Source organism: Streptomyces smyrnaeus (assembly GCF_017676345.1).
Taxonomy (GTDB): Bacteria; Actinomycetota; Actinomycetes; order Streptomycetales; family Streptomycetaceae; genus Streptomyces; species Streptomyces smyrnaeus.
Genome location: NZ_JAFFZM010000010.1, coordinates 69,428 through 92,927 on the forward strand (window position 1 = coordinate 69,428; position 23,500 = coordinate 92,927).

A 23,500-nucleotide genomic window follows, 5' to 3' on the forward strand; every position below is an offset into this window, starting at 1 on the left:
GCATGTCCGCCACCTGGGAACGCGACGAGACGGGGGTGCTGCGCCTGCCGTCCGGCCGGCTCGTCCGCGGCCGGGGGATGCGCCACCCCCTGCCGCCCGGCCCCGAACCGCACTTCGGCCTTTATCTGCTGGGCCGCCCGCCGTCCCCTCTCGACTGGGAGTACCGCTGGCTGCGCTGGCCCGACTTCCGGTTGCCGAGCGACCGGGCCGAGGCATGTGAGGCCCTGCACCAGGTGTGGGAGCGCGCCGCGTCCGAGCGGGTGGAGGTCGCCTGCGGCGGCGGCCAGGGCCGTACGGGCACGGCCCTGGCCTGCCTGGCGGTCCTGGACGGAGTACCGCCGGGCGAGGCGGTCGACTACGTCCGTACGCACTACTCGCGCCGTGCGGTGGAGACGCCCTGGCAGCGCCGCTATGTGGCCCGCTTCCAGCCGGCGTAGGGCGGGGGCGTAGGGGGCAGAGCTGCCTACCTAGGTCCCTCGCCCTCGGACGCGCGCCGTGCCGCTTCGACCCGGGCCGTCAGCCGGGCGTGGTGCGCTCCCGCCCAGTAGAGGCGTCCGCATGCGACGCACCGGGTGAAGGTCTGGTACGTACGCCGTGTCCCGGGCGGCAGCTGATCCGCGATCTGTTCCTTGGCGACGGCCGCCAGCGTCCCGTTGCACGCGGGGCAGCGCGTCCAGGGGTGCAGCGGCGGCGCGAAGCGGGCGAGCACGTCGGTGACCTGGTCGTCCGGTCGGCTGCCCCGCACATAGGCCCCCAGCCACAGGGTCCGTCGGCGCAGCAGTCCGCGGTCCTGGGTCAGCAGGATGCGTCGCTCGGCGTTGGCCTGCCGCACCAGTTCCGCGTCGTCCGCGTCGTTGCGGTAGGCGGTGTCCACGCCGAGCAGCCGCAGGCGGCGGGCCAGCGCTCCCAGGTGTACGTCGAGCAGGAACCGGGGCGGCGTGGGCGCGGACGGCGGCAGCGGCTGCGGGCGGGGCATCGGGGTCAGCGTGAGGTGGGCACCGTCCGGCGGGCGGTGGGAGTCCGGAGCGGCCACGCCGTCGACCCGCAGCTCGGACACTTCCGTCAGCGGAACGCCGAGCGACTGCACGACGTGTCCGAGCGAGGAGGTGCCGTCGTACGGGCAGGACACACCGTGCGGGTCCTCCGCGGCGGCTCGGCGGCGCTGCCGTGAGGGCAGGAAGAGGCGCAGTTCGGCGGGGACGTGCACGTGGAGGGCGGCCTCGCCGCCGTGGGCCTGGGGGCCGGTCATCCTCCGTTCCCCGGCGGCGCGGTGGCCCGTACCTGGAAGGTGTCGTGCCCCTGCGGCTCCTGCTCGGTCACCCGCACCTCGTCGACGAACGCCGCGGGCGGCCCCTCGTGCGCCCACTCCACCAGCGCGTCGACGGCTTGCGGCTCTCCCTCGAACACGGCCTCCACGCTGCCGTCGGGCAGATTGCGCACCCAGCCCCGGACGCCGTGCGCTGCGGCTGTCTGCCGACAGGTGTCCCGGTAGAAGACCCCCTGCACCTGTCCGGTCACGATCACGCGCTTGGATGTCGCCGTCGCCGTCATCGGTTCACCTCAGCCGTCCCGTGGTTGGCTCCTCGTCCCATGAGTGCTCGCGCTCCATGGTCGCGCGAAGGCCGTTGCCGGGCACCCCCGGCGAATGCCCCGGCCGGTGGCGCCGCCGCCGGTGGCGGCGCCGACCCGGTCATGGCCGTGCCGGGTCATCGGCTGCTCTGCCGTGCCCGGCGGGCCGGAGTGGGGGAGGGGGTGGGGCTGCTGAGGTGGCCGGTGGCCAGATGGTCGAGCAGCCGCAGAAACGTCTTGCGGTCGCCCTCCGGCAGTGCGCCCAGCGCCTGTTCGTGCACCTCGTCCACGATGCGCTGGCTGCGCTCGGCAGTCCGCGCTCCCTCCTCGGTGACCGCGATGATCCGTGCCCGGCGATCGGTGCTGGAGGGGCGGCGCTCGGCGAGCCCGGCCTTCTCCAGGGCATCGACGGTGACCACCATCGTGGTCTTGTCCATGTCGCCGATCTCGGCGAGTTCGCTCTGGGTGCACTCCCGCTCCAGCGCGTGCACCAGGACGCAGTGCATCCGTGCGGTCAGCCCGATCTCGGCGAGCGCTGCCGCTATCTGGGTGCGCAGCACATGACTGGTGTGGTCCAGCAGGTAGGAGAGGTCCGGCTGGGTGCGGGTCGGTGGCGTCATGGCGGTCATGGTGGCCAGTTTACCGGGGAGTGCTTCCGAAAAATATCGTCTGCAACGAAACTATCTGCTACGGTCTCGTCATCGCACCACCCCGTTCCTTCACTCGCTGTGCGACCAGAGAGGCCGACATGCCCGCCATACCTGCTGAAAACGGCTCCAGCGCCAGACGTCCGCGCTCGCTCGCTCTCGGCGTCATCGCCGCCGGGACCCTGATGATCATTCTCGACGGCTCCATCGTCACCGTGGCGATGCCGGCCATCCAGCAGGACCTCGACTTCAGCTCCTCGCAGCTGAGTTGGGTCGTCAACGCCTACCTCATCGCCTTCGGGAGCCTGCTGCTGCTCGCCGGCCGGCTCGGCGACCTGATCGGCCGCTGGGGGCGCCCCCGGCCGGAGGTTGGGGGAGGATGTTCCTGGCCGGCACCGGCGTCTTCACCGCGGCCTCGCTGCTGGCCGGGGTCGCCACCACCCCCGCCGTGCTGCTCGCCGCCCGCTTCCTGCAGGGCGTCGGCAGCGCCATGGCGGCTGCCGTGGGGCTGGGCATCCTCGTCACGCTGTATCCGGGCTCCCGGGAGAGGGCCCGCGCCATCGCCGTGTTCAGCTTCACCGGTGCCGCCGGTGCCTCCATCGGGCAGGTCCTCGGCGGTGTACTGACCGATGTGCTCACCTGGCACTGGATCTTCTTCATCAATCTGCCCATCGGCGCGGCCGTCATCGCGCTCGCCCTGCCGGCGCTCCCGTCCGATCAGGGCCTCGGTCTGCGGGCCGGAGCCGACGCCTGGGGCGCCCTCCTGGTCACCGGCGGCCTCATGACGGGGATCTACGGCGTGATCAACACCACCACGCACGGCTGGAGCTGGTCGCACACCGTCGGGCCCGTGCTCCTGGGCGCGGCTCTCGTCACCGGCTTCTTCGTCCGCCAGTCCCGAGCCCGGACACCGCTGATGCCGCTGCGCATCCTGCGCTCCCGTACCGTGGCCGCCGCGAACCTCGTGCAGATGCTGATGGTCGCGGCGCTGTACTCCTTCCAGGTGCTGGTGGCCCTCTATCTGCAGGGAGTACTGGGCTACGGCGCCGCGCGCACCGGTGCCGCCATGCTGCCGGCCGCCCTGGTCATCGGCCTGGTGTCACTCGGTGTCTCCGCCCGGCTGATCGCGCGGTACGGGGAGCGCGCGGTGCTCCTGACCGGCCTCGCGCTGCTGATCGGCGTGCTCGGCCTGCTGACCCGGCTGCCCGAGCGCGCCCACTACACCACCGACCTGCTGCCCGTGATGCTGCTCGCGGCGGGCTTCGGCCTCGCGCTGCCCGCCCTCACCGCGCTGGGAATGTCCGGCGCGGGCGCCCGCGACGCGGGGCTGGCCTCCGGCCTGTTCAACACCACGCAGCAGATCGGTATGGCCCTCGGCGTGGCGACGCTCTCCACCCTGGCAGCAGCCCGTACCGATGCCCTCACCGCCTCCGGCAGCTCCCGCAACGCGGCACTGACCGGTGGCTACCACGCGGCCTTCGCCGCCGGGACCGGACTGCTCGTCGCCGCGCTCGTCGTCGCCACCGTGACGCTCCGCAAGCCCCGCATCCCGGCAGGCGCGGCGACATCCCCGGACCCGGCGATCGCCACGGACCCGGCGGCGGCCTCCGCACCGCGTTCCGCGGGCTGACCACCGTCTGCGGCCCCGCCGCCCTCCGCCCCCGCCACTTCGACCCGCTCCCCTCCGACCCGAAGGAATCCTCCATGTCCGGTCCGGCTCCCCGCCCGCTCACCGCACCCGAACTCCACCGCCTCCTCGCCGAGCAGCAGTTCGGCGTGCTGGCCAGCGTCCGCAAGAGCGGTCATCCGCATCTGACCACGGTGCTGTACCGCTGGGACGGGACGGAAAGCGTCCTGCGGATCTCCACGACGCGCACCCGCCTCAAGCCCCGCCACTTCCGCGCCGACCCGCATGCTGCGCTGCATGTGAGCAAGGACGTGTGGACATACGCGGTCGCCGAAGGGGAAGCGGAGGTGTCCGAGCCCACCGCCGCCCCCGGTGACGCGGTCGGCCGGGAACTCGCCGCCATGGCCGGTCCCTTCGCCACCCCTGGGGACGAGGAGGCGTTCTTGGCCGAGGCGGTCGAGGAGGAGCGGGTGGTCATCCGTCTCCACGTCGCACGGCTGTACGGCACCGCCCTCGACGTCGCAGCAGCCGCCGACTGACCCGCACCGACCGGTCCCGTCCCTCGGACCCCTCCGGCTCCCGGCTCAGGAGGCGTTCGAGGGAGCCAGGAGATCGGCGAGGGTGCCGCGGCTGCGCTGGAGAGCGTCGATCTGCTCGTCCATCGCCTCCAACTCACCGTTCAAGACGGCACGCAGCTCCGCACACCAGTGGATGGCCGGCTGTTCGCCCCGGGCACAGGGCAGCACCGAGCGGATGACTTCGGTGGACAGGCCCGCCCGCAGCAGGGAGCGGATCTGCTGCACGGTAACCACCGCGTCCTCGGCGTAGTCGCGGTAGCCGTTCGGCCCGCGCTCGGCGGTCAGCAGCCCCTGCGCCTCGTAGTAGCGCAGCATCCGGGTGCTGGCTCCGGTGCGCCGGGACAACTCCCCGATCAGCATGTGCCTGCGACCTGCCCTTCTCGTGTTGACCTTCACATCGGTGTCAGACCTTAACCTCGCCGCATGAACGCACATTCCACGAACGCCCCCGAGGGGCGCACCCGACCGGCCCCCTACGTCGCCCAGCGCGACGGGCGGACCGCCACCGCCGAGGACCTGGCCCCGCTCGCCTTCGCGGGCTACGCCCACTTCACCGCCATGCAGGTACGGGACCACCAGGTGCGGGGGCTCGACCTCCATCTGGCACGGCTGCGGGCGGCCTCCACCGAACTGTTCGGCCGGGCGCTGCCGGACGACCTGATCCGGTCGCATCTGCGGACGGCGCTGCAGAGCGGGCCGGCGGACGTTTCCCTGACGGCGACCGTCTACGCGCCCGGCGGCGAGTTCACCGCCGGGCCGGAGGCGGATCTCTCCGTCCTCGTCCGCACCGGGCCGCCCGCCTCCGGGCCGACGGGACCGCTGTCCCTGGGCACCGTCGAGTACGAGCGCGTCCTTCCCCAGGTGAAGCACGTCGGCGAGGTGGCCAAGACCTACTACCTCCGGCAGGCCGTGGGCGAGGGCTTCGACGACGCCGCTTTCGTCGACCGGCGTGGCCGGTTCAGCGAGGCCACGATCTGGAATTTGGCCTTCTGGGACGGCGAGGCGGTCGTCTGGCCCACGGCCGCGATGCTCGGCGGGACCATGATGCAGACGGTCCGCCGCCAACTGGACCGCCTCGGCATTCCCCAGCACGACCGGGAAATCACCCTCGACGACCTGCCCGCGCTGGCCGGGGCCGTGGTCATGAACTCCTGGACCCCGGGCGTCGCCGTGCACCGCATCGGTGCGGTGGCCCTGCCCGCCGCACCGTCCTTCCTGGATCTGCTGCACCGGGCGCACCAGGCCGAACCTCTCACCTCGCCCTGAGAGTGTCACCCTGAGAGCGGACGGGACCGCCGATAGACCACGCTGGGCCGCAGCGGACCCGGTGGCACGGTGGGATCGTCGAAGTCGTCGGCCGGATCGCGGGTCATGCCCAGGCGCCGCATCACCGCCTGGGAGGGCAGATTGGTGGCGGTGGTGATCGCCACGATCTCCGGGAGGTCGAGCGAGTCGAAGCCGAACTCCAGTACCGCCCGGCCCGCTTCGGTCGCATAGCCCCGGCCCCAGGCCGAGCGGGCCAGCCGCCACCCCGCCTCCACCCCGGTGACCGGCAACTCGTCCTCCACCGGGTCCAGCCCGGTGAACCCGACGAACTCGCCGGTCTCCCGGACCTCGACCGCCCACCATCCCCAGCCCCGCGTCTGCAGGTCCCGCTGGAAACGGGCCACAGACGCGTCGCTCTCCTCCTGGGTGAGGACGCCCGGAAAGTACCTGCGCACCTCGGGGTCGGCGTTCATCGCCGCCCATGGCGCGAGATCGCTCTCCCGCCATCCGCGCAGCAGCAGACGGTCGGTTCGCAGCTCTGTCTTCTCTGTCACCGCGCCAACCTAACGGCCCATTGACCGGGCGGCGATGGAATTACCTCCCGGCGGCTGCCGTGCCCGGCTCACGGGAGGGCCTCAAGACGCTCCATGTGTTCCTCGCCCCACTGGCCGAGTGGGGCGAGAGCGGCGATGAGCGAGTGACCGAAGTCGGTCAGCGAGTACTCCACCTTCGGCGGGACCTGGTGATGGACCTCGCGGTGCACCAGGCCACTGGCCTCCAGTTCCCGCAGTTGCAGGATCAACATCCGCTCACTGATACCGGACACTGTCCGACGCAACTCGCCGAATCGCAGCGGTTTTTCTTCGAGCCAGAAGAGGATCAGCCCCTTCCATTTCCCTCCCATGACGTCGATGGCAGCGTCCAGCCCGCAGGTATAGCTCCGCCTCTTCATCAGCATTCCCCTAACAAAAATGTGAGTACCGGACAGAATTGTAGGTACTTGCAGATGCGTTGGTGCACCCACAGCATGGAGCAGGCATCGCACCGGGCTCGCGGCAATTCCGCGCAAATGGGCTTCCTTCGGTGTCGTTTCAGGCGCTCGCAAAATTCCGTCTCAGGCAGGAGCAACGAATGACAGGGCAGCACCGCACTCCCGTGACCGTCGTCGGGCTGGGCTCGATGGGCAGCGCACTGGCTGAGGCGTTCATCGACGCCGGACATCCGACCACCGTCTGGAACAGGACCCCGTCGAAGGCCACGCCGCTCGTGTCCAACGGTGCCGTTCACGCGCACACGATGGATGAGGCGCTTGCGGCCAGTCCGCTGATCATCGCCTGCCTGACGACGTATGAAAACACGATGGAGGCCCTCGAACCGGCCGCTGCCCGGCTCAAGGGGCGAGCCCTGGTGACCCTGAACAGCGGTTCACCGGCCGGGGCCCGGCAGCTGGCCGAGTGGGCGCTCGGGCACGGAGCACGCTACCTCGGTGGAGCGATCAAGAACGTGCCGTCCGCTGTGGGCGCCGAGAACACCCTCCTGTACTACGGCGGCGACAACAGCGTCTTCGAGGAGTTCGCTTCGACGCTGCGGGTGCTGGGTGGCGACACCGTCTACCTCGGGGCCGACTCCGACCTCGCCGCCCTGTACGAAATGGCGGTGGGCGGCACCCTGCTGCCCGCGCTCGTCGGTTTCTTCCAGGGCGCGGCAGCAATGCAGGCCCGTGGCCTCACGGCGGCCTCGATGGTTCGGTTCAGCGTCAAATGGTTCGAAATGATCAACTCGGTACTGCCGGTATTCGCCGAGGAGATCGACAGCGGCGATTACAGCAAGCCCGCCTCCTCCGTGAACCTGTTCCTGGCCGGAGCTGCCCATGACGAGGAACTCGGCAAGGAAGCGAGCCTCGACATGAGTTGGCACAAGCCCTTCCACGACCTGCTGGAGCGAGCGGTCGAAGCCGGCCACGGCGACCACAGCATCTCTGCCCTGACAGAAATCCTCAAGAACCCTGGGCACACCGGACAGCTCCATTCCGTCGAGGGGGAGGTGGCGGCCACCGCCTTGGCGTAGATGGTTCAGCTCCAGCTCGGAGTGGGGCGCGATGCCCTGTCGGTCGCGCAGTCCCCGCGCTCCCCCCCCCCACTCACCCTTGCGTACCTGTCTGGCCCGGTGGTTGCCGTCGTGATACGTTCCAGCCGCCGTGCGCTGCTGCGAACTGAGGAGGTGAGACCGATCAACGCTTCGACAGGTCGGGCCTCCCTCCCCCGCATGGCCTAGGGAGCGCCCGCAAAGGCATCCCGAAAGGCACGAATCGCTATGCGCTTCATCTCTGAGACGTCGTTCGACGGCGTCCGCGAACAGCTCTTCACTCTCGGCGAGATTCCTGGCGTGTTGTGGACGCCGGAGGATTCCGTCGGCACGCGTCCGCTCGTCCTGATGGGACACGGTGGCGGCCAGCACAAGCAGGCTCCCGGCATCCTTGCTCGTGCACGCCGCTTCGTGACCGAATGCGGTTTCGCTGTCGTGGCGGTCGACGTGCCCGCCCACGGCGATCGGCCGAAGGTCGAGGAATACGACCGGATCGCGACCGAGAACCAGGCTCGCGTGGAAGCCGGTGAAGAGTTGGCCCAGTTGATGGCCGACTTCCAGGCGCTGGTGGCCCGCCGGACCGTGCCGGAATGGCGCGAAGTCCTGGACGCGGTCCAGCAACTCGATCATGTCGGCGCCGGTCCGGTGGGCTACTGGGGGGTCTCGCTGGGATGCGGACTCGGCATTCCCTTCGTCGCTGCCGAACCACGGGTACGCGCGGCGGTACTGGGCTTGGGCGGGGTGCTTGGCCAGGCTGAGGCCGCCGCGCGGATCACCGTCCCGGTGGAGTTCCTGGTGCAGTGGGACGACGAGCGGGTGCCGCGGGATCAGAGCTTGTCACTCTTCGACGCCTTGGCCTCGACCGAGAAGACGTTGCACGCCAACCCCGGCAAGCACGGGGAGATCCCGGGATTCGAGCTGGAAAGCACACTGAGGTTCTTCGCCCGGCACCTCGGCTGAATCCGCCGCACGTGCTCCGTGACGCGCCGATCCGGACCCGGTTCCGGATCGGCGCGTTCACCGAAACCTGCCGGGTGCGGCCGACAGCGTTCAGGTCCGACAGACCGACGGGGATGAGGGGCAGCACGTGCTGCGCACCATCCGCAGAGGTACTGGGTCAGTAGCGACTTGGCGGCGGGCCCACCCGCGCGGACGCGGAGCGGATCGTCGGCGTGCCGCTCGCCGGTCCGACCGAGGCGCCCGTCGATCGGCCGTCGGCCGGTCTCACGCATTCAAGTGCGGTGGCGGTACCAGTCGTCGTCGCCGTCCGCGAGTGAGCGGCCGAGGTAGTCCCGCAGATCCCCGGCGACCCACCGCCGGCTGTCGTCCTCGTGCTCCCATACGAAGATGTCGGCCCGGGGAGGCGTGCGAACGAAGGCGAACTGGTCGCCGCCTCCGTTGTCGCCGAAGAAGAGAAACGGCTGGAACGGCATGTAGAGGGCCGCGAAGCCGCTGTCGGACCAGAAGCGGAGGTTGTCCTCCACGATCCGGCCCAATGTCCAGACGGTGTCCACCCCGTCGTGCCCGACGATGCCGTCGGTCTCCCGCAGAAGATCCGCCAGCTGGGACGGCAGACGGCAACCCAGCCGCTGCTCCGCGTCCGCCACTCTGTCCGGGTGGACCGGCTCCCCGAATTCGGCCTCCGGGCACGACTGGTGGACGGCCTTTTTCCACGGCCCGGGTCGCAACGTCACGCCAGCCGTTCCCGCAGCTGTTCCATGTCGGCCAGGAACCAGGTCTGCCGCCCACGGTTGCACTCCGTCACGAAGTCGCGGAGCGCGGAGCTGGCCTCCAACTGCGCGGAGAGGTCACCGACGACCGCGAGCCCGACCCGGTACTGGACGAACTTCTGGATGATGTCGCCCGCGAGGCGGGTACGCAGCCGGAAGAACCCCTCGTCCAGCCGGGAGACGGGGACGACCGCCCACTCGGCACCCTGGTACGACGTGTCGCCGATGATGTCCAGCGCATCGCGCTCACCGGCGATGGTCCGCCCCTCGGCGGGGTGGACGAGGACAGTGACGCCGCTGATCGTCTCCAGGCTGCTCATGACTGCCGAGGTTAGACGGCTTCGCCGCCGACGGCGACGCAATTGTGGCGCCGCCGCCGTCGCCGATGTCAGGCCCCGCCCACGTCTCCGCTATGGAGCGCCCCGATGAAGCGGGCCCACTGGGTTGCGGGGAAGGTGATCACCTGGCCGGTGGGTGCGGTCTTGGTGTCCCGGACCGGGACGATGCCGCCACCGGTCCCCTCGATGGCGACCTCCACGCATTCGCCGCCGTCGCCGTTGCAGTACGAGCTTTTGCGCCAGCGTGCGGCTCCGGGGAAGTGTTGCCCGACTTCGAGGCAGTTGCCGCCGTCGCCGTTGCTGTAGCTGCTCTTTCGCCAGTTCGCTGTACGGAGGTCGGGTCGGCTTGCTGGCATCTTGGGCTCCTCTGTGTGGGAGTGCGCCCGCCTGTGTCAGGCGTTCAGGTCCCCGTTGTGGAGAGCTTCGATGAAGTGGGTCCACTGGGTTGCGGGGAAGGTGAGAATGGGGCCGCTGGGTGCGGTCTTGGTGTCGCGGACCGGGACGAAGCCGCCGGTGGCGTTGGCGGCGACCTCTACGCATTCGCCGCCGCTGCCGTTGCTGTATGAGCTCTTGCGCCAGCGAGCCAGCTGCGAGTCAGTCTCGGTGTTTGCCATTTCGGAAGTCCTCTGCCGCTGCCTGGATCATGGCTAGGGACGCCTCCGGCGGCAGCGCGGCGGCCCTGAGCAGATCGTAAGACCTCCGGTACTCCTTCACGAGAGCTGGTTCATCAATGGTGTCCCCGCTGTGTAGCGACTCCGTATAGACCATAGATGGAGCATCGGGGAAGGTCATGATCATGGCCGTCCCCATCATGAAGGGATGCGGCCCTGCGTTCCACGGCAAGATCTGTGGGACGATGCGTGGGCGGCGCGCCAACTCCTCGATGTGTTCCAACTGATCCGCCATCTGCGCATCCGGGAGGATCGGCAGTCGCAACAGCGCCTCATGCAAGATCACCCAGTACATGGGCCTCTTACGATCCACTTCGAAGAGTTCGGCGCGAGCCAGGCGGGCGTCTACCTTGATCGCCACCTCGTCAGACGTCTCCATCGGGTGTGTTGCTCGAACGACTGCCTCGGCATACGCCCGGGTCTGGAGGAGTCCCGGGAGAAGGTTCGGCCCCCATACCTCGATGGTGTCTGCCCTCTTCTCAGCGTCGAGAGCCTTCTCGTAATACCAGGCGTGCCCCCTCCGTCGCGCGCGGCGCACATCCTCACACCGGCGGCTGAAGAACCCATCGGTCTTCAGCACCACATCCACGTGCGCGGCGAGGTCCGGGGGCATGCGCCGCTCCCCGCGTTCGATCTCGCTGAGGTGGCTGTAGCCGTAGAAGCTGCCCTCCACCAGTTGTTGCTGGGTCAGTCCGGCCTGCTCGCGCTTCCAGCGGAGCTCCTTCCCGTAGAAGGTGGGCACGCCTGCTGAGCCGTCGATGTCCTTGGGTCCTGGCACGGTTCACCGCCGAGAGAGTGATGGCTGTTTTCGTTCGGGTGGGAGCCATTCCCGGTGGGTCCGCAATTGGTCGTAGCTGATGGGCAGTTCGCTTGCGGGAGCCCGATGAGCAGCAACGCTACCCGTACTGGGGCCATTGTGTGAGGGGTTCGTCACGCAGTGCTCAGGAAGGGTGCGACAAATGAACGAATGTGCGTACGGGCGATCGAAAAGCGACGGGGAAAGCGAGGAATGTATCGCCGAGTTGGATGCGGCGCTCCGCGCCCATGGGCTCACGTTGCCCTCGCTCGGCGTCGATCCGGTGACGTATGCCGGAGGGCAGCCGTACACGCTGATCTCGCTGGGCAACTGCAACACCGCGACGGCTCGCGCCCTCGCAGCAGTGCTGCGCCACGCGGCGGGGGAGGGGCGGGTCGAGGGGTGAGGACCCAGACGTGGCGGATCACCGCCACCCCGCAGCGGCCCGCGCTCTCCCTCGCGGTGCTGGCGCGAGCCGCGGACATCGGCGCGGTGCGCCATGAGGTGGCCGCCCACTGCGCGCGGTGGGGAGCGCCGCAGGCGGCCGAGGTGGCGGCGCTCTGTGTCAGCGAACTGCTCACCAACGTCGTGCTGCACGTGGGGGAGGGTGCCCCGGCGACCGTGCGGGTGACCTGGTGCGGGAGTGAGCGGGTCCGGGTCGGGGTGACGGATCCGGACCCGCGCCCGCTCCCCGTTCTCCTCGCGGCGGCGCCCGACGCGGAGGGCGGCAGGGGGATCGCGCTCATCGACGCGCTGGCGCTGCGGTGGGGAGTGGAGCAGGGGGCGTACGCGAAGACGGTGTGGTGTGAGCTACCTGCGGCGCCGACCGCGTAGACACTGTCTACGGCGAACTGGTAGACAGTGTCTATGAATGAACCGAACACGGCGGCCGGGCTGCGCGAACGGCTGGTCGACGCAGGGGTGGAGCTGGTCGCGAAGGAAGGTGCCCGGGGGGTCTCCCTCAGGGAGATCGCCCGGCACGCGGGTGTCTCCCACGGGGCGCCACGCCGGTACTTTCCGACCCATCTCTCGCTGCTGTCCGCCATCGCCCGCGAGGGGTTCGCCCGGCTGGCGGCCGAGGCCGGACGCGTACTGGCGGAGCGGGAGGAGGACGGCCCCCGGGCTCAGCTGACCGCGCTGGCGGCCGTCTACCTGGCCTTCGCCCGGGACCAGCGCGGGATGTACGAGCTGATGTTCCGCCACGATCTGCTGGAGAGCGGCGAGCTGGGGTTGCGCGAGGTGAGTCTCCCGCTGTTCGACGTCCTGGCGGACCTGGTCGCACGTGCTCGGCGCGACGATGGAATCGGCGGCAGCAGCAACCCCGTCGGCGGCCCGGGGGTGGCGGACCCGCGTACCGTCGCGGGCGCCCTCTGGGCGAGCCTGCACGGTATCGCCCAGCTGGGCGCCTGGCGCAGCCTCCAACTGGCCACCGGGGCCGAGGAGGACGATGTGCTGCGTGCCGTCCTGGAGGCGCATCTCGGTCCGGAGGGCGCGTGAGTGCGCCCTCCGGGCGGGGCATACGGGCGCTCACCCTCGTCGCCAGCGCCACCGGGGCCGCCGTCGTGGCGCTGGACGGCACCGTGCTCGTCGTCGTACAGCCGTCGCTGCAGCGGGAGTTGGGTGCGACGCTCGCGCAGGTGCAGTGGACGAGTACCGGCTACCTGGTCGCGGTCGCCGGTCTGCTGGTCTTCGCCGGGCGGCTCGGCGACCGGTACGGGCACCGGCGGCTCTTCGCCCTCGGCATGCTCGGCTTCGGTGCCGCTTCGGCGGGGATCGGTGTCGCCGACGGCATCGGCTGGGTCATCGCACTGCGCGCCGTGCAGGGGGTTTTCGGTGCACTGCTGCAACCGGCCACACTCGGCATGCTGCGCACGGCCTTCCCGCCGGAGCGGCTCGGGATGCCGATTGCCGTGCGGACGAGCGTCATCGGGCTGGCCGCCGCGACGGGCCCGGTGCTCGGCGGGGTGGTGGCGGCCGAACTGGGCTGGCGGGCGGTGTTCTTCCTCAACGTCCCGGCCGCACTGGCGGTGGGACTGCCCGTGCTGCTGGTGAGGCGGAGCGCCCCGGTGTCCGCCCCGCCCGGCGGCCTCGACCTGCCCGGCGCCGGTCTGTTCGCGGTGGCGCTGCTGTGCCTGGTGCACACGCTGATCGCCGTACCGCAGGGCGGCTGGACGGCGATCAGCGGGCTCGCGGCGGTCGCGGGCGCGGCGGCGTCGGTCGCCTTCGTGCGCCACGAACGCCGCACCCGGGCCCAGCCGTTGCTGCCTGCCGGGCTGCTGCGTACGCCGGGCATCTCGCCCGCGCTGGCACTGTTGCTGCTGGCTTCGGCGGCGCTGCACGGGACGCTGTTCATCGGGACGTTCCTCCTCCAGGACGTGATCGGACTCGATCCCTTCGAGTGCGGGCTGCGCACGCTGCCGCTGGCGGCGACCATGGTGGCGGGCGCACCGCTGTGCGCCGTACTGCTGCGGCGGTACGGTCCGCGCCGCGTCGCCCAGGGCGGGGTGGTGGTGCTCGCGGCCGGGGTGGGGCTGCTGTCCCGTACGGACGCGGGCACGGGTGCCGGTGCGGTCGGGGTGGCGTTCTTCGCGCTGGGCGCGGGGTTCGCGGCCGTGATGGTGACCGCCACGTCCGTCGTCGTACGCCGGGCCCCGGCGAAACACGCGGGGGTGGCGGGCGGACTGAAGCAGACGGTGATGAACCTCGGGCCCGCGTCGGGTGTCGCGGTGGCGACGACGCTGATGTCCGCCTGGACGCCTGTCGGACAGTCGGCGGACGCCGCGTTCGTCGCGGCGGCGGGCCCCACGCTGACCGCGCTGGCGCTGGCGGCGGGCGCCGGTCTGCTGCCGGCCGCCCGGCTCGCCGTCCCGGACCAGAATGTGCGCGGGTCCGGAAGTCCGGCCGCCGTCGGGGAGCGAAGCGGGGTTACCGGCAAGTATTGACACCTGTCACCGCCGCGCCCACTCTTAGCTGCGCCGTGTACATGCCACCTTCAGCTGTGGGAGGTGGCGTGTGCGCAGGACACCTGTGGCACGGGAGGAGAGACGCATGGGGACCGAGGGGACCGGCGGCGGCGTCAGCAGACGGACGGTGCTCGCGGGGGTCGGCGGCGCGGGCGCCGCCGCCGTACTGGGCGGCGGCGCACTGGCGCACCCCGTGCACGCCGCCGGGGGCGGGGCCGACAAGCTGCCGATACCCGACAAGGCCGAGCTGACCGTGCTGCTGACCGGCGACGCGGGCACCGGCGAGGACGGCCAGTGGAAGGTCGCCGACGCCGCCCGCGCGGTGTGCGCCCGGCGCGGCGTGGATCTGGCGATCGGGCTCGGCGACAACATCTACGAGAACGGCCCCGAGAGCTCCACGGACGACGAGTTCCAGTCCAAGTTCGAGCGCCCCAACACCGGTATCGACGTCCCCTGGCTGATGGTCCTCGGCAACCACGACACCAGCGGCATCATCCCCGGCAGCGGCGGGTGGCCCTCACGCGGCGACCACGAGGTGGCGTACCACGCGCACTCGGCGCGCTGGTACATGCCCAGCCGCTACTACTCCGTGGCCGTACCCGGCGGCGCCGCCGAGCCGGTGGCCGAGTTCTTCGCGCTCGACACCACGCCGCTGTCCTCCTACGTGCTCCAGACCGACCCCGAGTACTACTGGAACGGGCCCTTCGCACGCGAGCAGCGCGCCTGGCTGGCGAAGGCCCTCGCCGCCTCCCGCGCCCGCTGGAAGTTCGTCTTCGCCCATCACCCGCTGCGCAACAACGGCACGCACCGCAACGCCGGCGAGTACGAGGGCATCAGCTGCGGCGACTATCTGAGCGGCAAGCACGTCAAGAAGCTGTACGAGGAAGTCGTGGTCGGCAAGGCCGAGTTCATCCTCTCCGGCCACGACCACACGCTGCAGATCCTGGACACCGGCGCCGACTACCAGGGCACCCAGCAGATCGTGTGCGGCGCCGCCGCCAAGACCAAGGGGCGCGCGGACGAGCCGAGCAACAAGGCGTTCTGGGAGGCGTACGACACGCTCGGCTTCATGCTGCTGACCATCAACGCGCAGCAGGTGGCCGTGGACGCCTACACCCTCGACCCCGGCACGGGCGAACCCACCCACGCCTACCACCACACCCGCACCGACCGGCTGCCAGCCCGCAACTGAGCCGGCGATCGGCCCGTGGACGTGCCCCGGGGCGTTGGCCCTGGAGCACGCCACGGCGGATTCCGACAGCGGTGGTCAGAGGTCCAGCAGGTGCTTGCACTTCAGATGGGCCTGGAGGTCAGTCAAGCCATCCGCCTTGGCCTTCGCCTTGCACTTCAGGTAGGCGTCCCTGTCGGCCGCTGCCGATGCCGAGGCGTCGTGTGCGGAGGCGGGCACCACCGCCCCGCCGAGTGCGGCGGCTGTGGCGAAAGCGAGGGCGGCGAGCGCTGTGCGAGCGCGCATGTTGTTCTCCATTCCGTCTGTGTTCCGTCTGTGGAGCACGAAGCGCCTGAATCGGCTGATTCGGTCACTCGGTACTTGTCCGGAAGTGCTGGCTGTCCGAACGGAAAGCGGCCGAATTTCCCCCATACCGGGGAGCACGGACAGGGGAGCACGGACCGACGGGTGGCGTACGGACGACGGCTTCACATCCGCCGGCGGGCAGTCGTCGTCACAACGGCCCCACCGGCCCGACCTCCCGGACGTGGAGCCGTGCGTCGAACCAGTCAGCGGCGGGGACGAGGGGCGCTCGGAGCCCTCGGCGAACCGGGATTGCCGGGGATCGGCCGCAGGGGACGGGGATGAATCCCCCGGGTGCGGGTGCCGCGGCTCGCCCGGGTGCGGGGTGACCGTACCGTAGGAGCCCGTCAGGACTGGACCCGTGTTCGAGGCGAGACCGAGAGGGCCGAGATGACCGCTGAACACCCCATCGCCGTGCTGGGCGAGTGCGTTGCCGACGCGTTCGTCGCACCGCCGGGCGGCGAGGCTGCCGCGCCGCTCGCGCTGGACGTCTTCCCCGGGGGCGGCCCCGCCAACACGGCGGTGGCGCTGGCGCGGTTGGGCACCCCCACCCGGTTCCTGGGCCGGCTCTCGCACGACGTGTTCGGGCGGCTGTTCGCCTCCCGCCTCGCGGGGTCCGGGGTCGACCTGAGCCACGCGGTGCGCGCTGCCGAACCCAGCACCCTGGCCGTGGCGGACGTCGCCGAGGACGGCACTGCCGACTACGCCTTCCACGCGCAGCAGACCGCCGACTGGCAGTGGACCGACGACGAATTGGCCACCGCAACCGCCGGCTCCCTGACCTGTCTGCACACCGGCTCGCTCGCGCTGGTCCAGCAGCCCGGCGGCCCGGCCGTCGAGCGCCTCCTGGCGGCGATACGCGACCGCGCCACCGTCTCCATCGACCCCAATGTGCGTCCGCTGCTGGTCGATCCGGCCGTCTACCGCGAGGCGCTGCCCCGCTGGTGCGCGACCGCCGACATCCTGCGCCTGTCCGACGACGATCTGGCCCAGCTGCACCCCGGCGCCGCCCCCGAGGACGCCGCCGACATCTTCCACGCGGACGGTGTGCCGCTGGTCGTGGTCACCCTGGGCGCCGAGGGCGTCCTGGCCTCGCTCAACGGCGCCCGCGCCCATGTACCTACGCCGCCCACCCGGGTCGTGGACACCGTGGGTGCGGGCGACTCCTTCATGGCCGGCTTCCTGCACGCCCTGCACACGGCCGGGGCGCTGGGCGGCAGACTGGACGGCCTCACCGGGCAGCAGGTCACCGAAGCCCTGGAGTTCGGCGTACGGGTGGCCGCCGCCGTCGTCTCGGTACGCGGAGCCAACCCGCCCTGGGCGAAGGACCTCGATTAGGAGCCGGGCCCTCTCAGGGGCGCGGGGAACTGCGCGACCAGCCACGGCACTCCCGCACCCCGAGATGCGCCGACAGGGGCACCCCCTCCCCGGGGGCGGGGGCCCTCACGGGCAGCGCACCACTTGGCCCGCCCAGGAGAGGCCGCCGCCGAAGCTGAGCAGCAGCACGGGGGCGCCCGGCGCGAGTTCGCGCCGCTCCACCAGCTTGGCGAGGGCCAGCGGTACGGAGGCGGCCGAGGTGTTGCCGGACTCCGCCACGTCCCGGGCGATCACCACGTCCTCGGCGAGGTCCAGCTGGCGCAGCAGGGCCTCGATCATGCGCAGGTTGGCCTGGTGGGTGACCACACCCGCCAGGTCGCCCGGCGCGAGCCCGGCCCGTTCGCACGCGCGGCGGGCCAGTGCGGGAAGTTCGGTGGTGACCCAGCGGAAGACGGCCTGCCCCTCCTGTGCGAACCGCGGCTGCCAGTCGTCCAGCAGCCGTACCGTGTCGCCCCGCGACGGGTCCGAGCCCCACTCGACGGGCCCGATGCCCTCCGGCCCGCCCTGCTGTTCGGTGTCCGGGACGGCGCTGACGACCGCCGCGCCCGCTCCGTCGGCCAACAGGACGCAGGTGGTGCGGTCGGTCCAGTCCGTGACGTCGGACATCTTCTCCGCGCCGATCACCAGTGCGTGCCGCGCCGCGCCCGCGCTCACCGAATGGCTCGCGGAGGCCAGCGCGGTGCAAAAGCCCGCGCAGCCGTTGTTGAGGTCGTAGGCGACGGCGGAGGGGATGCCGAGGGCGCGGGCGACCTGCGCCGCGTTGCTGGGGCAGCGGTCCCGCGCCGAACAGGTCGCCAGCACGACCAGGTCGATGTCGGCGGGGTCCAGCCCGGCCGCGGCGAGCGCCTTGCCCGCGGCCACGGTGGCCAGGTCGGCGACCGTCTCGGTCTCGGCGGCGATGCGCCGGGTGACGATTCCGGTGCGCTGGCGGATCCACGCGTCGCTGGTCTCCACCATGTTCGCCAGCTCGTCGTTGGTCATGACGCGTTCGGGCTGGTGGTGGCCCAGCGCTGCGATGCGGGTTCCCGGCACGGTGTTCTTCTCCTCGCTGAGGGAATGGATGGCGGGAATATAGCAACCGATCGATCGGAAGTTAAACGGATGGGCTGGTTACGATGGGCGCATGAGCCCACGCAAGTCCGCCGCCGAGGCCCGCAGAACGCGGGAGCGGATCATCGAGCGCAGCGTCGCCATCGGTTCCGTCGAGGGGCTGGAGGGATTGACCATCGGGCGGCTCGCCACCGACCTCGGTATGAGCAAGGCGGGCGTGCTCGGCCACTTCGGCTCCAAACAGGCGCTCCAGCTCGCCGCGCTGCACGGCGCCTCCGGGCTGTTCACCCGGCTGGTGTGGGAGCCCGTCGCCGGACTGCGACCGGGCCTGGTCAGGCTGCGGGCCTTCTGCGAGGCATGGATCCGCTATCTGGAGGTGGAACGCACCGCCTTCCCCGGCGGCTGCCTGTTCACCGCCGCCTCCATCGAGTTCGACACCCGCGGCGGCCCGGTCCACGACACGGTGGCGCGCTTCATGCTGCGCGGCCGGCGGCTGCTCGTGAACGATCTGCGCATCGCCGTCGAGGTGGGGGAGCTCCCCGGCGATGTGGAGCCCGAACAGCTCGCCTTCGAACTGCACGGGCTCTACATGGGACTCAACCAGGAGCTCCAGCTCTTCGCCGACGCCACCGCGCCGGCGCGGACGCGCCGGGCGCTGGACCGGCTGCTGGGTCCCAACGCCTGATCCTCAGGCGCCGCAGGGGACGTGCCCCGAAGGGGCGCGGGGAATGGCGCGACGAACCACAAAGCACTCGCAGCCTGCGAGCGACCGACAGGGGCACCCCATCCCCAGCAGCTGAGCGCCCTACGCCACCGGCAGCGCCCGCTCCACGATCGCCGCCAGGTCGAGGCCCGAGGGCAGGGTGCCGAAGGCTGCCCCCCAGTCGCCGCCCAGCCGGGAGGCGCAGAAGGCGTCGGAGACCGCGGGCGGCGCGAACCGCACCAGCAGCGACCCCTGGAGCACCAGCGCCATCCGCTCCACCAGCCGCCGCGCCCGGGACTCGATCCCCTCCAGGTCGGCCAGCTGGGAGAACACGTCCTTGGTCGCGGCGTCCAGCCGGTGGTCGGCGCCGTGCGCCTGCCCGATCTCGGTCAGGAAGGCGTTCAGCGACTCGGGGGAGCGCTGCAGCGCCCGCAGCACATCCAGGGCCTGGACGTTGCCCGAGCCCTCCCACAGCGAGTTGAGCGGCGACTCGCGCAGCAGCCCCGGCATCGGCGACTCCTCCACATAGCCGTTGCCGCCCAGGCACTCCAGCGCCTCGCCCGCCAGCGGCACACACCGCTTGGTCACCCAGTACTTCGCTGTCGGCAGCGCCAGCCGCAGGAACGCGCGGTCCGCTGCCGCCTGCTCGCCCTCGCCCGCCGCGCTGTCGTACGCCGCCGCCAGCCGCAGCGCCAGCGTGGTGGCCGCCTCCGACTCCAGCGCCATGTCCGCCAGCACGTTGCGCATCAGCGGCTGCTCGATCAGCAGCTTGCCGAACGCCGAGCGGTGCGCGGTGTGGTGCGTGGCCTGTGCGACGGCCTGCCGCATCAGCGCCGCCGACCCCGTCACACAGTCCAGCCGGGTCGCCGCCACCATCTCGATGATCGTCGCCACCCCGCGGCCCTCCTCGCCGACGCGGCGCGCCCAGGTGGTGCCGTCGAACTCGACCTCGCTGGAGGCGTTGGAGCGGTTGCCCAGTTTGTCCTTGAGCCGCTGGATACGGAACGCGTTACGCGTACCGTCCGGCAGCACCCGGGGCACCAGGAAACAGCTCAGTCCCCCCTCTCCCCGGCCAGGGGAGGCCTGCGCCAGCACCAGGAAGACGTCCGACATCGGCGCGGAGCAGAACCACTTGTGCCCCAGCAGCGTGTACTCACCCTCGCCGGCGCCCTCACCCGTCAGCGGCACGGCCTCGGTGGTGTTGGCCCGTACATCGCTGCCGCCCTGCTTCTCCGTCATGCCCATCCCGGCGATCGCCCCCAGCTTGGCGCTCGCCGGCCGGTCCAGGCCCCAGTCGTAGGAGTGCGAGCTCAGCAGCGGCTCCCACTCGGCGGCCAGCACGCGATCCTTGCGCAGCGCGGGCACGGCCGCGTGCGACATCGAGACCGGGCAGCTGTGCCCCGCCTCCACCTGGGACCACACGTAGAAGCCCGCCGTGCGCCGCAGCTGCCCGTCGGGCCGCGACCACGCATCCGTCAGCCCCGCACCCACCGCGCGCTCCATCAGCCGGTGATACGCGGGATGGAAGTCGACCTCGTCGATCCGGTGGCCGTACCGGTCGTGCGTCCGCAGCACCGGCGGGTACGCGTTGGCCTGCCTGCCCCACTCCTGCGCCTGGGCCGAACCGGCGGCGCCGCCCAGCTCGGTCAGCTCGGCGTGCGCCTCCTCGGCGTGCTCGGAGGCCACATGGCGGGCCACGCCTTCGACCAGCGCGGGGTCGGTGGAGAAGACGTCGTAGTCGACCAGCGGCGGGGCCTGGTTGGTCACGGTGTGTGTCGAGGGTGGCATACAGATACGTTAAAGAGGTGCGTGCAGTTGAGGAAACCCCTGAGCAGACCGCCGGACGGGCCCCGCGGTGGGCTCCTCGGCGGTCCCACAGCCACTTCCGCCGGGCGCGGGTCAAGTACCGCGACGTCCCCAAAAGGAGGATGGCGTGGCTGCTGCTCAAGGACACCGTCAATTCGTGCATGGAGTACCGCGTCCTGGGGCTGGCGGCCGAGGCGGCGTTCTTCACCCTGATCTCGATCCCGCCGCTGCTCCTGGGCGTGATCGGTCTGCTGGGCTACCTGGACTGGATCGGCGCCGACACGATCGAGATGATCCGGCAGAACTTCCTGGACGCGTCCTCCACGGTCCTGTCCGAGAAGGGCGTCGACCAGATCGCCCGGCCGCTCATCGACGATGTGATCAGGGGCGGCGGGCCCGACGTCATCTCGCTCGGCTTCGCGCTGGCCCTGTGGTCCGGCTCCCGCGCGGTCAACGTCTTCATCGACACCATCACCGTGATGTACGGGCTGGACGGCCGGCGCGGCATCGTCAAGACCCGGCTGCTGGCCTTCTTCCTCTACCTCGTGGCACTGGTGATCGGCGCGGTGGCGCTGCCGCTGATGGTGGCGGGTCCGGACGCGGTGCTGCGGCTGGTGCCGCAGGCCCAGTGGGTGGTCGGCGTCTTCTACTGGCCCGTCGTGCTGCTGCTGTCCATCGTCTTTCTCACCACGCTCTACCACGTCTCCGTGCCGGTGCGCTCACCCTGGCGGGAGGACATCCCCGGTGCGCTGGTGGCGCTCGTGATGTGGGTGCTCGGCAGCTTCCTGCTGCGGCTGTATCTGACGAACACCGTCGAGGGCCCCACCATCTACGGCTCCCTCGCCGCGCCCGTCGCCGTACTGCTGTGGATCGGCGTCTCCGCCTTCGCCGTGCTGGTGGGCGCAGCGGTCAACGCGGCCATCGACCATGTGTGGCCCTCGGTGGCCACGGCGGCGGCCCGGCGCGCCAACGAGCGGCGCCGCGAGGAGGCGGCGGCCGAGGTCGTCGCCGCCGTGGCGGCGCGCCGCCGCCGGCTGGCCGAGGAAGAGGACGACGACCCCTTCGACCTGGACGCCCCCGCCGAGTTCCCCGAGCGCTGGACGAAGTTCCTGCCTCCCGAGGACGTCCGGGGCCGACTGCTGCGCCCACGCGGGCGCGACCGCGACGAGGCGGACGACGACGCGCCGCGGCGCGACTGACCCTCCGGCACCGGGCCACCGGACGGCGGGCGGCGTGCGGCGGACGGCGTGCGGCGGACGGCAGGAGGTGCCGCCGCGGAAAATACGGTGGCGGCGGGGCGCGGCCCGGGGTTACTGTCCCTGCCATCCGCACGGTGGCGCCGGGCCACGGTGCCGGCCGTGCCGCAGGTTTTCGCTGCGCGACGAGGAACGGAGGTGTGACCGATGGCTGTCCGTGCGACGGGCGCTGCCCGTATCCGGTCCCTCATATCCACCTCCGTGGCCACCGGCTGACCAGCTGATTCGCTGAGACCTCCCTTCTTCGAGCCGGGGCCGCCCCTGCGAAGGGCAATCCTTTGTTGCACAGCACGTCCGACATGCGTGACGAGGCGCTGGTCGCATACGGCTGGGACGCCGAGTGGCAGGCCGCCTTCGTCCGGGCGAGCGCCGATCCGGCAACCGCCGGACCGGACCCGCTCCCCGGCAGGGTGGTGCGCGTCGACCGGGGCCAGTGCGATCTGGTCACCCCGGCGGGCATCCTCCGCGCCGACACCGAATTCGTCGTCCCGCGCGACCCGATGCGGGTCGTGTGCACGGGCGACTGGGCAGTGGTCGACGCGTACGGCGCCCCGCCGTACGTACGGACACTGCTTCCGCGCCGTACCGCCTTCGTCCGCTCCACCTCCTCCAAGCGCTCCGAGGGCCAGGTCCTCGCCGCCAACGTCGACCACGCGCTGATCGCCGTCTCCCTCGGCGCGGAACTGGACCTGGGCCGTATCGAGCGGTTCATCTCCCTGGCGTGGAGCAGCGGCGCGCAACCGCTGCTCGCCCTCACCAAGGCGGACCTCGTACCCGACGAGGCCACCGTCGCGCACCTGGTCGCGGACGCGGAGACCTGCGCGCCCGGTGTCCAGGTGCTGCCCGTCAGCGCGGAGACGGGCGAGGGCGTCGACATCCTCGCCGCCGTCCTCGCGGGCGGTACCACGGCGCTGCTCGGCCAGTCGGGCGCGGGCAAGTCCACGCTGGCCAACGCGCTGCTCGGACACCGGGCGCAGTCGGTGCAGGCCATCCGCGACCGGGACGGCAAGGGCCGGCACACCACGACCACCCGCAATCTGCTGCCCCTGCCCGCCGAGTCGGGCGGCGGTGTCCTCATCGACACCCCGGGACTGCGGGGGGTCGGCCTGTGGGACGCCGAGGACGGGCTCGGCCAGGCGTTCTCCGAGATCGAGGAGCTCGCCTCCGACTGCCGCTTCCAGGACTGCGCGCACCGGTCCGAGCCCGGCTGTGCCGTCCTCGCGGCGGTCGAAGGCGGCGCCCTGCCCGAACGGCGCCTGGACAGCTACCGCAAGCTGCTGCGGGAGAACGCCCGCCTCGCGGCCCGTACGGACGCACGGCTGCGCGCCGAGCAGCGCAAGGTGTTCAAGCAGCGGCAGGCGCTGGGCCGCCACATGATGGAGCGCAAGCGCGGCCCGCGCCACCAGCGGTAGCCGAGCCTGCGGCCACGGGCTCCTTGAGCGACCGGGAGCGATCAGGAGCGAGCGGGAGCGGGCGGATACGGACCGACGGTCATGTCCGATTCCCG

The 23,500-nt window shown here is 71.3% G+C and carries 28 protein-coding genes and 1 pseudogene; 15 read left to right on the forward strand and 14 right to left on the reverse strand.

Going from position 1 to position 23,500, the window contains the following annotated elements; all coding sequences use genetic code 11:
• Positions 1-2: 2 nt before the first annotated feature.
• Complete coding sequence (locus JW613_RS17785; protein WP_209211804.1) at positions 3-437, forward strand: protein-tyrosine phosphatase family protein; 435 nt, start codon at positions 3-5, stop codon at positions 435-437.
• Between the two features lie 26 nt (positions 438-463).
• Here JW613_RS17785 and JW613_RS17790 read toward each other — a convergent pair whose 3' ends face one another.
• The 3 genes from JW613_RS17790 to JW613_RS17800 form a co-directional block, all read right to left on the reverse strand.
• The gene (locus JW613_RS17790) at positions 464-1,249 is read right to left on the reverse strand and encodes a Mut7-C RNAse domain-containing protein (protein WP_209211805.1); all 786 of its coding nucleotides are present in this window, start codon (positions 1,247-1,249) and stop codon (positions 464-466) included.
• Positions 1,246-1,551 carry an acylphosphatase gene (locus tag JW613_RS17795; protein WP_209211806.1) on the reverse strand — a complete coding sequence of 102 codons (306 nt, stop codon included), beginning with the start codon at positions 1,549-1,551 and terminating at the stop codon, positions 1,246-1,248. The genes JW613_RS17790 and JW613_RS17795 overlap by 4 nt, the downstream gene beginning before the upstream one ends.
• Before the next feature lie 155 nt (positions 1,552-1,706).
• Positions 1,707-2,198 (reverse strand): MarR family winged helix-turn-helix transcriptional regulator, encoded by a 492-nt coding sequence (locus JW613_RS17800; protein WP_209211807.1) that lies wholly within the window; start codon positions 2,196-2,198, stop codon positions 1,707-1,709.
• 119 nt (positions 2,199-2,317) lie between these two features.
• On the opposite strand from JW613_RS17800, the pseudogene JW613_RS17805 reads away from it, so the two are divergent.
• Positions 2,318-3,846: pseudogene (locus JW613_RS17805) on the forward strand (MFS transporter).
• A 74-nt stretch (positions 3,847-3,920) separates the two neighbouring features.
• Positions 3,921-4,382: a TIGR03618 family F420-dependent PPOX class oxidoreductase gene (locus JW613_RS17810; protein WP_209211808.1), complete on the forward strand. Its 462-nt coding sequence runs from the start codon at positions 3,921-3,923 to the stop codon at positions 4,380-4,382.
• Between the two features lie 45 nt (positions 4,383-4,427).
• On the opposite strand, the gene JW613_RS17815 is transcribed toward JW613_RS17810, so the two are convergent.
• Entirely contained in the window at positions 4,428-4,781 is a 354-nt protein-coding gene (locus JW613_RS17815) for a MerR family transcriptional regulator (protein ID WP_209211809.1), read from the reverse strand.
• A 63-nt stretch (positions 4,782-4,844) separates the two neighbouring features.
• On the opposite strand from JW613_RS17815, the gene JW613_RS17820 reads away from it, so the two are divergent.
• Positions 4,845-5,687 carry an aminotransferase class IV family protein gene (locus JW613_RS17820; RefSeq protein ID WP_209211810.1) on the forward strand — a complete coding sequence of 281 codons (843 nt, stop codon included), beginning with the start codon at positions 4,845-4,847 and terminating at the stop codon, positions 5,685-5,687.
• A 5-nt stretch (positions 5,688-5,692) separates the two neighbouring features.
• Here the strand turns inward: JW613_RS17820 and JW613_RS17825 are convergent, their stop codons facing one another.
• Positions 5,693-6,241, reverse strand: coding sequence for a GNAT family N-acetyltransferase (locus JW613_RS17825; protein WP_209211811.1), 549 nt, complete (start codon positions 6,239-6,241; stop codon positions 5,693-5,695).
• Positions 6,242-6,309: 68 nt separating this feature from the next.
• Complete coding sequence (locus JW613_RS17830; protein WP_209211812.1) at positions 6,310-6,639, reverse strand: winged helix-turn-helix transcriptional regulator; 330 nt, start codon at positions 6,637-6,639, stop codon at positions 6,310-6,312.
• 179 nt (positions 6,640-6,818) lie between these two features.
• Here JW613_RS17830 and JW613_RS17835 point away from each other — a divergent pair, with 179 nt between their 5' ends.
• Together JW613_RS17835 and JW613_RS17840 are read left to right on the forward strand one after the other, a co-directional pair.
• The gene (locus tag JW613_RS17835) at positions 6,819-7,754 is read left to right on the forward strand and encodes an NAD(P)-dependent oxidoreductase (protein WP_209211948.1); all 936 of its coding nucleotides are present in this window, start codon (positions 6,819-6,821) and stop codon (positions 7,752-7,754) included.
• Between the two features lie 246 nt (positions 7,755-8,000).
• Complete coding sequence (locus tag JW613_RS17840; RefSeq protein WP_209211813.1) at positions 8,001-8,732, forward strand: dienelactone hydrolase family protein; 732 nt, start codon at positions 8,001-8,003, stop codon at positions 8,730-8,732.
• Between the two features lie 272 nt (positions 8,733-9,004).
• Here the strand turns inward: JW613_RS17840 and JW613_RS17845 are convergent, their stop codons facing one another.
• From JW613_RS17845 to JW613_RS17865, 5 genes are all read right to left on the reverse strand, one after another.
• Positions 9,005-9,466: an SMI1/KNR4 family protein gene (locus JW613_RS17845; RefSeq protein ID WP_307865935.1), complete on the reverse strand. Its 462-nt coding sequence runs from the start codon at positions 9,464-9,466 to the stop codon at positions 9,005-9,007.
• Positions 9,463-9,822, reverse strand: a complete 360-nt coding sequence (locus JW613_RS17850) for a DUF4180 domain-containing protein (protein ID WP_209211814.1) — start codon at positions 9,820-9,822, stop codon at positions 9,463-9,465. Before JW613_RS17850 ends, JW613_RS17845 begins: the two co-directional genes overlap by 4 nt.
• A gap of 68 nt (positions 9,823-9,890) precedes the next feature.
• Complete coding sequence (locus tag JW613_RS17855) at positions 9,891-10,196, reverse strand: DUF397 domain-containing protein (RefSeq protein ID WP_209211815.1); 306 nt, start codon at positions 10,194-10,196, stop codon at positions 9,891-9,893.
• A gap of 36 nt (positions 10,197-10,232) precedes the next feature.
• On the reverse strand, positions 10,233-10,454 hold the full coding sequence (locus tag JW613_RS17860; protein ID WP_209211816.1) for a DUF397 domain-containing protein: 222 nt from the start codon (positions 10,452-10,454) through the stop codon (positions 10,233-10,235).
• Positions 10,435-11,289, reverse strand: coding sequence for a helix-turn-helix domain-containing protein (locus JW613_RS17865; RefSeq protein ID WP_209211817.1), 855 nt, complete (start codon positions 11,287-11,289; stop codon positions 10,435-10,437). Before JW613_RS17865 ends, JW613_RS17860 begins: the two co-directional genes overlap by 20 nt.
• A 181-nt stretch (positions 11,290-11,470) precedes the next feature.
• Here JW613_RS17865 and JW613_RS17870 point away from each other — a divergent pair, with 181 nt between their 5' ends.
• From JW613_RS17870 to JW613_RS17890, 5 genes are all read left to right on the forward strand, one after another.
• Positions 11,471-11,713 carry a hypothetical protein gene (locus JW613_RS17870; RefSeq protein WP_209211818.1) on the forward strand — a complete coding sequence of 81 codons (243 nt, stop codon included), beginning with the start codon at positions 11,471-11,473 and terminating at the stop codon, positions 11,711-11,713.
• Positions 11,710-12,141, forward strand: coding sequence for an ATP-binding protein (locus JW613_RS17875; protein WP_307865936.1), 432 nt, complete (start codon positions 11,710-11,712; stop codon positions 12,139-12,141). Before JW613_RS17870 ends, JW613_RS17875 begins: the two co-directional genes overlap by 4 nt.
• 33 nt (positions 12,142-12,174) lie before the next feature.
• A complete protein-coding gene (locus tag JW613_RS17880) occupies positions 12,175-12,804 on the forward strand; it encodes a TetR/AcrR family transcriptional regulator (protein WP_209211819.1) in 630 nt (209 codons plus the stop codon).
• Positions 12,801-14,249, forward strand: a complete 1,449-nt coding sequence (locus JW613_RS17885) for an MFS transporter (RefSeq protein ID WP_209211820.1) — start codon at positions 12,801-12,803, stop codon at positions 14,247-14,249. Before JW613_RS17880 ends, JW613_RS17885 begins: the two co-directional genes overlap by 4 nt.
• Positions 14,250-14,355: 106 nt before the next feature.
• Entirely contained in the window at positions 14,356-15,462 is a 1,107-nt protein-coding gene (locus tag JW613_RS17890; RefSeq protein ID WP_209211821.1) for a metallophosphoesterase, read from the forward strand.
• Positions 15,463-15,537: 75 nt separating this feature from the next.
• Here JW613_RS17890 and JW613_RS17895 read toward each other — a convergent pair whose 3' ends face one another.
• Positions 15,538-15,744, reverse strand: coding sequence for a hypothetical protein (locus JW613_RS17895; RefSeq protein ID WP_209211822.1), 207 nt, complete (start codon positions 15,742-15,744; stop codon positions 15,538-15,540).
• A gap of 447 nt (positions 15,745-16,191) precedes the next feature.
• On the opposite strand from JW613_RS17895, the gene JW613_RS17900 reads away from it, so the two are divergent.
• Positions 16,192-17,139, forward strand: coding sequence for a carbohydrate kinase family protein (locus tag JW613_RS17900; RefSeq protein ID WP_209211823.1), 948 nt, complete (start codon positions 16,192-16,194; stop codon positions 17,137-17,139).
• 105 nt (positions 17,140-17,244) lie between these two features.
• Here the strand turns inward: JW613_RS17900 and JW613_RS17905 are convergent, their stop codons facing one another.
• On the reverse strand, positions 17,245-18,210 hold the full coding sequence (locus tag JW613_RS17905) for a beta-ketoacyl-ACP synthase III (protein WP_209211824.1): 966 nt from the start codon (positions 18,208-18,210) through the stop codon (positions 17,245-17,247).
• 91 nt (positions 18,211-18,301) lie between these two features.
• Here JW613_RS17905 and JW613_RS17910 point away from each other — a divergent pair, with 91 nt between their 5' ends.
• Positions 18,302-18,913, forward strand: a complete 612-nt coding sequence (locus JW613_RS17910) for a TetR/AcrR family transcriptional regulator (RefSeq protein ID WP_209211825.1) — start codon at positions 18,302-18,304, stop codon at positions 18,911-18,913.
• Between the two features lie 120 nt (positions 18,914-19,033).
• Here JW613_RS17910 and JW613_RS17915 read toward each other — a convergent pair whose 3' ends face one another.
• Positions 19,034-20,719, reverse strand: a complete 1,686-nt coding sequence (locus JW613_RS17915; RefSeq protein WP_209211826.1) for an acyl-CoA dehydrogenase family protein — start codon at positions 20,717-20,719, stop codon at positions 19,034-19,036.
• A gap of 140 nt (positions 20,720-20,859) precedes the next feature.
• On the opposite strand from JW613_RS17915, the gene JW613_RS17920 reads away from it, so the two are divergent.
• Together JW613_RS17920 and rsgA are read left to right on the forward strand one after the other, a co-directional pair.
• Positions 20,860-21,936 carry a YihY/virulence factor BrkB family protein gene (locus JW613_RS17920; RefSeq protein ID WP_245225885.1) on the forward strand — a complete coding sequence of 359 codons (1,077 nt, stop codon included), beginning with the start codon at positions 20,860-20,862 and terminating at the stop codon, positions 21,934-21,936.
• 356 nt (positions 21,937-22,292) lie between these two features.
• A complete protein-coding gene (gene rsgA, locus JW613_RS17925; protein ID WP_209211828.1) occupies positions 22,293-23,405 on the forward strand; it encodes a ribosome small subunit-dependent GTPase A in 1,113 nt (370 codons plus the stop codon).
• The last annotated feature ends 95 nt before the right edge of the window (positions 23,406-23,500 follow it).

Bases quoted from the DNA above. Each gene is read 5' to 3' on its own strand.
- JW613_RS17785 (WP_209211804.1), top strand. From the start codon at position 3: ATGTCCGCCACCTGGGAACGCGACGAGACGGGGGTGCTGCGCCTGCCG.
- JW613_RS17790 (WP_209211805.1), bottom strand. From the start codon at position 1,249: ATGACCGGCCCCCAGGCCCACGGCGGCGAGGCCGCCCTCCACGTGCAC.
- JW613_RS17795 (WP_209211806.1), bottom strand. From the start codon at position 1,551: ATGACGGCGACGGCGACATCCAAGCGCGTGATCGTGACCGGACAGGTG.
- JW613_RS17800 (WP_209211807.1), bottom strand. From the start codon at position 2,198: ATGACCGCCATGACGCCACCGACCCGCACCCAGCCGGACCTCTCCTAC.
- JW613_RS17810 (WP_209211808.1), top strand. From the start codon at position 3,921: ATGTCCGGTCCGGCTCCCCGCCCGCTCACCGCACCCGAACTCCACCGC.
- JW613_RS17815 (WP_209211809.1), bottom strand. From the start codon at position 4,781: ATGCTGATCGGGGAGTTGTCCCGGCGCACCGGAGCCAGCACCCGGATG.
- JW613_RS17820 (WP_209211810.1), top strand. From the start codon at position 4,845: ATGAACGCACATTCCACGAACGCCCCCGAGGGGCGCACCCGACCGGCC.
- JW613_RS17830 (WP_209211812.1), bottom strand. From the start codon at position 6,639: ATGAAGAGGCGGAGCTATACCTGCGGGCTGGACGCTGCCATCGACGTC.
- JW613_RS17835 (WP_209211948.1), top strand. From the start codon at position 6,819: ATGACAGGGCAGCACCGCACTCCCGTGACCGTCGTCGGGCTGGGCTCG.
- JW613_RS17840 (WP_209211813.1), top strand. From the start codon at position 8,001: ATGCGCTTCATCTCTGAGACGTCGTTCGACGGCGTCCGCGAACAGCTC.
- JW613_RS17850 (WP_209211814.1), bottom strand. From the start codon at position 9,822: ATGAGCAGCCTGGAGACGATCAGCGGCGTCACTGTCCTCGTCCACCCC.
- JW613_RS17855 (WP_209211815.1), bottom strand. From the start codon at position 10,196: ATGCCAGCAAGCCGACCCGACCTCCGTACAGCGAACTGGCGAAAGAGC.
- JW613_RS17860 (WP_209211816.1), bottom strand. From the start codon at position 10,454: ATGGCAAACACCGAGACTGACTCGCAGCTGGCTCGCTGGCGCAAGAGC.
- JW613_RS17870 (WP_209211818.1), top strand. From the start codon at position 11,471: ATGAACGAATGTGCGTACGGGCGATCGAAAAGCGACGGGGAAAGCGAG.
- JW613_RS17880 (WP_209211819.1), top strand. From the start codon at position 12,175: ATGAATGAACCGAACACGGCGGCCGGGCTGCGCGAACGGCTGGTCGAC.
- JW613_RS17890 (WP_209211821.1), top strand. From the start codon at position 14,356: ATGGGGACCGAGGGGACCGGCGGCGGCGTCAGCAGACGGACGGTGCTC.
- JW613_RS17895 (WP_209211822.1), bottom strand. From the start codon at position 15,744: ATGCGCGCTCGCACAGCGCTCGCCGCCCTCGCTTTCGCCACAGCCGCC.
- JW613_RS17900 (WP_209211823.1), top strand. From the start codon at position 16,192: ATGACCGCTGAACACCCCATCGCCGTGCTGGGCGAGTGCGTTGCCGAC.
- JW613_RS17910 (WP_209211825.1), top strand. From the start codon at position 18,302: ATGAGCCCACGCAAGTCCGCCGCCGAGGCCCGCAGAACGCGGGAGCGG.
- JW613_RS17915 (WP_209211826.1), bottom strand. From the start codon at position 20,719: ATGCCACCCTCGACACACACCGTGACCAACCAGGCCCCGCCGCTGGTC.
- JW613_RS17920 (WP_245225885.1), top strand. From the start codon at position 20,860: ATGGCGTGGCTGCTGCTCAAGGACACCGTCAATTCGTGCATGGAGTAC.
- rsgA (WP_209211828.1), top strand. From the start codon at position 22,293: ATGCGTGACGAGGCGCTGGTCGCATACGGCTGGGACGCCGAGTGGCAG.